The organism is Nocardia sp. NPDC058497, assembly GCF_042720195.1.
GTDB lineage: Bacteria > Actinomycetota > Actinomycetes > Mycobacteriales > Mycobacteriaceae > Nocardia.
Genome location: NZ_JBHXMY010000992.1, coordinates 1 through 1,284, shown reverse-complemented (window position 1 = coordinate 1,284; position 1,284 = coordinate 1). Strand labels below are relative to the sequence as shown.

Genomic DNA, 1,284 nt, shown 5'->3' with positions numbered 1-1,284 from the left:
GAGACTACAGAGCGTGCCATGTCGGCAATCATCTTGCGACACGCAATTCCCCGTTCGGCATCCGGCGTCGAGAATTCGATTGCAACCAGTGAATTCCCGTCCTCCGAGGGCACTACAGCTTGGAGCTGGTACACGGCGGGAGTCGCCCTTTTTTGCCCGGACTGATGCGGTGTCATGTAGCCGACCTTCTCAGTGAACAAGACCGGATGGGTGTCGGTTTCAACCAGCGCGGACTGCCCGAGTGTGCCATCAGCGCTTCTGGACTGAACGAGGTCCGACAACACGAGGCGTGGATTGCGTGGCCCGCCTGCCGCATCGGCAACTGAGACGGTCAGGCAGGAGTACAGCGGGTCACCGTCGGGGAGGAGGTGAGCTCCGACTCCGCAATATCGGGTGCCGTTCGCGGCCAGAGATTCCAACAGCGTCGCGATCGCAGAGAGGAATGACACCTTGTCTGGCTGTGCGACCTCACCCCTGCCTGTTGCACGGATGAGGTCGGCATGGGCGACTACATCGTCTAAGGGGACCGCGGTGTAGCCGTCGGGAATCGCGACGCTGATCGGTTGATCAGTCATTGCTGTACCACCCGCCGATCAGGTCACCGGCTACGGTCAGGCCGAGACCGGCCTTGGCCGCTCTCGACACCATTTCGATTCCGCCGACAGTGGTGCCGACGCTGGCTGCGTGCGTGCTCGCCTGACTGAAGTCTTGGAACACGCCCGCAGTCTGGACGCCAATAGAACCAGACGGAATCTTTGACCCCACCGAGTCCAATATCTTTGTCGCTATACCGGGACTCTGTGCACCGTCGCCGAAGGCCGTCATGACCTGACTGAACTTCGACGCCGAGCTGGCGGTGTCGGTTGCCGCATTCGCGACTGAAACTGCAGTGTCGGCCTCGGAGAACAACACTTTGGACCCCTTGATAACGCCACCGACGCCGGGGAGCACCGATAGGGTGTCGGTGCCGACGGTTGTGCCCAGCGTTGTGAGGGCGTCCTTATTGAAATCGAGGTTCGCGACGTCGCCAATCGCATCGCGAACCTCGGGGTTCAGCGCGTTCATTCCTAGTGCGCCGAGACCACTGACCAGTGCGACCGCACCGAAAGCAATGCTGATCGGTGGCGGCGTGACAAGCGCCAGCAGCCCGGTGATCGCTGACGTCGCGGCCAAGGTGTCGTGGATTGCCTCCTGGTTCTCGTTCAGGAAGTCCCACATCTTGTCCCAGATGCTCTTGTCGGGCTCGCTCGGCGCGAAGTTTGCGGCAGATTCCAGTTCGCTTGC

The 1,284-nt window shown here is 61.3% G+C and carries 2 protein-coding genes; both read right to left on the bottom strand.

Annotated elements, in window-relative coordinates; translation table 11 throughout:
• A partial coding sequence (locus ACFWPJ_RS33150; protein WP_378857521.1) for a hypothetical protein occupies positions 1–575 on the bottom strand: 575 nt, incomplete at its 3' end.
• Positions 568–1,284 (bottom strand): hypothetical protein (locus ACFWPJ_RS33145; RefSeq protein WP_378857519.1); only part of this gene is annotated, 717 nt, incomplete at its 5' end. The genes ACFWPJ_RS33145 and ACFWPJ_RS33150, both read right to left, overlap by 8 nt.